This window comes from Pseudomonas sp. P4_C3 (assembly GCF_056402075.1).
Genome location: NZ_JBFUIC010000358.1, coordinates 1 through 3,795, shown reverse-complemented (window position 1 = coordinate 3,795; position 3,795 = coordinate 1). Strand labels below are relative to the sequence as shown.

General features: G+C 59.0%; 3 protein-coding genes and 2 pseudogenes. All 5 read left to right on the top strand.

Annotated elements, in window-relative coordinates:
• A pseudogene (locus tag AC1DVH_RS27495) lies at window positions 1-112 on the top strand (IS110 family transposase); the annotation flags it as partial.
• Window positions 113-480: 368 nt separating this feature from the next.
• Entirely contained in the window at window positions 481-1,368 is an 888-nt protein-coding gene (locus AC1DVH_RS27490) for a TauD/TfdA dioxygenase family protein (protein WP_477756443.1), read from the top strand.
• A gap of 18 nt (window positions 1,369-1,386) precedes the next feature.
• Complete coding sequence (locus tag AC1DVH_RS27485; RefSeq protein ID WP_477756442.1) at window positions 1,387-2,412, top strand: ABC transporter substrate-binding protein; 1,026 nt, start codon at window positions 1,387-1,389, stop codon at window positions 2,410-2,412.
• A gap of 5 nt (window positions 2,413-2,417) precedes the next feature.
• Complete coding sequence (locus AC1DVH_RS27480) at window positions 2,418-3,278, top strand: ABC transporter ATP-binding protein (RefSeq protein ID WP_218475516.1); 861 nt, start codon at window positions 2,418-2,420, stop codon at window positions 3,276-3,278.
• Window positions 3,279-3,299: 21 nt separating this feature from the next.
• Window positions 3,300-3,795: pseudogene (locus AC1DVH_RS27475) on the top strand (ABC transporter permease); the annotation flags it as partial.

The following is a 3,795-nucleotide window of genomic DNA, read 5'->3' as shown; positions in this document are numbered from 1 at the left end:
GACCAGAGGCCTAAAAGGCACTCAAGCCTTGGTTATCCTGGCACGCAAGCTGGCCAGAGTGATGTTCGCGCTGATGAAAAACCAAAGTGAATACAGGCCAGATTCTATGCTTGGGGTTCCCCCCAAACATAGAATCTCCCACATTGGATTTTTGCTGGAGCACAATCTTGTGCCCAACGGAGAACCACTGTGGTAGCGAGCTTGCTCCGGGCGGCGTTCCGACGATGGCGTCAGTGGAAACACTCAATCCACATCAATAAGTGACATAAAACGTCACTCATCATCCCCGACCATTCCTGATCAATCGCCATATCGTTATTCATTAACGGTATTTAAATTTCAATTCTTATATCTATAAAGTCAATCTCCTGCGTACCTGCCGATCAATCGGCGCGCCGCACGACACGAACCAACACGGGATCTCCGTGAGTTTCTGATCGACGCGCGCGCCTTTGAGCGTGCCGTGCGTGGGAGTGATTTATGTCTGCAGCTTCAGCTTCGCCAAGCATCGCGCCACAGTTCTTTGAAATCCGCCCGTTCAGCGGTGCGGTGGGGGCCGAAATCATCGGCCTCGACCTGTCCCGTCCGATCAATGATCAGGACTTCGCACGCATTCACCGCGCGCATCTGGACCATCATGTGGTGGTGTTCCGCGACCAGCGCATCACCCCCGAACAGCACATCGACTTCAGCCATCGTTTTGGTGTGTTGCAGATTCACGTGCTCAAGCAGTTCCTGCTGGCAGGGCATCCGCAAATCCTCATCGTTTCCAACATCGTCGAGAACGGCCAGAACATCGGCCTGGGCGACGCCGGCAAGTTCTGGCATTCAGATCTCTCCTACAAAGAACTGCCGAGCCTTGGCTCGATGCTGCATGCCCAAGAGCTGCCAGCGGAGGGCGGCGACACGCTGTTCGCCGATATGCACAAAGCCTGGGACAGCCTGCCCGACGCGCTGCGCAAAGCGGTGGAAGGTCGATCGGCGGCACATTCCTACACGGCGCGTTACAGCGAGACCAAATTCGAAGGCAACTGGCGCCCGACCCTGACCCCGGAGCAACTCGCCCAGGTCGCCGAAGTGGTGCATCCGGTGGTGCGCACCCACCCGGAAAACGGTCGCCAGGCGTTGTTCGTCAGCGAAGGGTTCACCACCCGTATCGTTGGTCTGCCGGAGGACGAGAGCCAGCAACTGCTGACCGAGCTATATGCCCACAGCGTGCTGCCGCAAAACATCTATCGCCATCAATGGCAGGCCCATGACCTGGTGTTCTGGGACAACCGTTCGCTGATCCACCTCGCTGCTGGATGCCCCAGCCATCTGCGCCGCAAGCTGTATCGCACCACCATCCAGGGCGACACGCCTTTCTGATTTGTCGGAGATTTGATCATGTCCAAACGTCTTCCATTCGCGCCGCTGGCCGCAGCCATCGGCCTGGGTTTCAGCCTGATCGCCGGCAGCCTGGTGGCGCCGACCGTGGCCCACGCCGAAGGTGAAATCCGCATCGCCGAACAGTTCGGCATCGTCTACCTGCTGCTCAATGTGGTGCGCGATCAGAACCTGATCGAGAAATACGGCAAGCAGGAAGGTATCGACATCAAGGTCGACTGGACCCAGCTCTCCGGCGGTGCAGCGGTCAACGATGCGTTGCTGTCGGGCTCGATCGACATTGCCGGCGCAGGCGTCGGCCCGCTGCTGACCATCTGGGACCGCACCCATGGCAAGCAGAACGTCAAGGCCGTGGCTTCCCTGGGCAACTTTCCGTACTACCTGGTGAGCAATAACCCCAAGGTTAAAACCATCGCTGACTTCACCGAGAAGGACCGCATCGCGGTGCCGGCGGTGGGCGTGTCGGTGCAGTCGCGCTTCCTGCAATACGCGGCGGCCAAACAGTGGGGTGACAAGGACTTCAATCGCCTCGACAAGTACACCATCGCCGTTCCACATCCTGATGYCACGGCTGCGCTGGTGGCCGGCGGCACCGAGCTGAGCGGGCACTTTTCCAACCCGCCATTCCAGGATCAGGAACTGGCCAATCCCAATGTGCACGTGGTGCTGAACACCTATGACTTGCTCGGTCCGAACTCGCCGACGGTGCTGTTCGCCACCGAGAAATTCCGCGACGAGAACCCGAAAACCTACAAGGCATTCATTGATGCGCTGACCGAAGCGGCCGCGTTCGCCCAGAACGACAAAGGCGCGGCGGCGGACACTTACATCCGCGTTACCAAGGCCAAAATCGACCGCGCCGCGTTGCTGAAAATCATCGACAACCCGCAGTTCGAATTCAGCGTCACGCCGAAAAACACTTACCCGTTGGCCGAGTTCCTCTACCGCGTCGGCGCGATCAAAAACAAACCGGATTCATGGAAGGACTACTTCTTCCAGGACGCCAAGCCGCTGCAAGGGAGCTGATCGAAATGAACGCCCCTTTGCAAGGCCACACGGTCAGCAATCCGATCGCGGCAGCCCAGGCGCTGCTGTCGGTCGATAACGTCAGCCTCGAATACCGCACGCCGCAGCGTGTGGTGCGGGCGACCCATCAGGTCAGTTTCGAGATCGACCCGGCGGACCGCTTTGTCCTGCTCGGGCCGTCCGGCTGCGGCAAGTCGACATTGCTCAAAGCCGCCGCCGGATTCATCCAGCCCGTGGAAGGCGAGATCCGTCTGCAAGGTCAGCGCGTCGATGCGCCGGGACCGGACCGGATCGTGGTGTTCCAGGAGTTCGATCAACTGCCGCCGTGGAAAACCGTGAAACAGAACGTGATGTTCCCGCTGCTGGCCTCGAAAACCCTCAAGCGCAAAGAGGCCGAAGAGCGGGCGCTGCACTATCTGGAGAAGGTCGGTCTGGCGGCGTTTGCCGATGCTTATCCGCATACCCTGTCGGGCGGGATGAAGGCGCGGGTTGCTATTGCCCGGGCACTGGCGATGCAGCCGAAAATCCTCCTCATGGACGAACCCTTCGCCGCCCTCGATGCGCTGACCCGACGCAAGATGCAGGAAGAATTGCTGCTGCTCTGGGAGGAAGTGCGTTTCACGCTGCTGTTCGTCACGCACTCTATCGAAGAGGCGCTGGTGGTGGGTAACCGCATTCTGTTGCTGTCACCCCATCCGGGCCGGGTGAGGGCGGAAGTCCACAGCCACCAATACGATTTGCACAGCCTTGGCGGTGTGGCGTTTCAGGAGTCGGCGCGACGTATTCACCGGCTATTGTTCGATGAAGGTCAATCACCGCAAGCCGAGCATGAACTGGATTTCGCCGACATCCGCATCGCTTATTGAGCCAGTTGAGAGGAGGGCCCGATGAGCCATTTATCATCCCCGCGTGAAGAGTTTGAAACGGTTTTGCAGCCACTGACCAGCGTGCCGCTGGAGCGGGAGCTACCCCTAGGCCAAAGACTGTGGCAGCAAGGTTGGCTGCGTAAAAGCCTGATCCTGATTCTTCTCGCGGTACTGTGGGAAGCCATTGCTCGCTATCAGAACAACGACCTGCTGTTGCCGAGTTTTGTACAGACCGCTCACGCACTGTATGACGGCCTGCTCAGCGGTGAATTGCTGGGCAAGGTGTGGATATCACTGGTGGTGTTGCTCAAGGGGTACCTGATCGGCATCGTCCTGGCGTTTGCCCTGACGACGTTGGCGGTGTCGACACAATTCGGTCGAGATCTGCTCAGTACCCTGACCTCGATGTTCAACCCCTTGCCAGCCATCGCCCTGCTGCCGCTGGCGCTGCTGTGGTTTGGATTGGGCCAGAACAGCCTGATTTTCGTGCTGGTGCATTCGGTGCTCTGGGCACTGG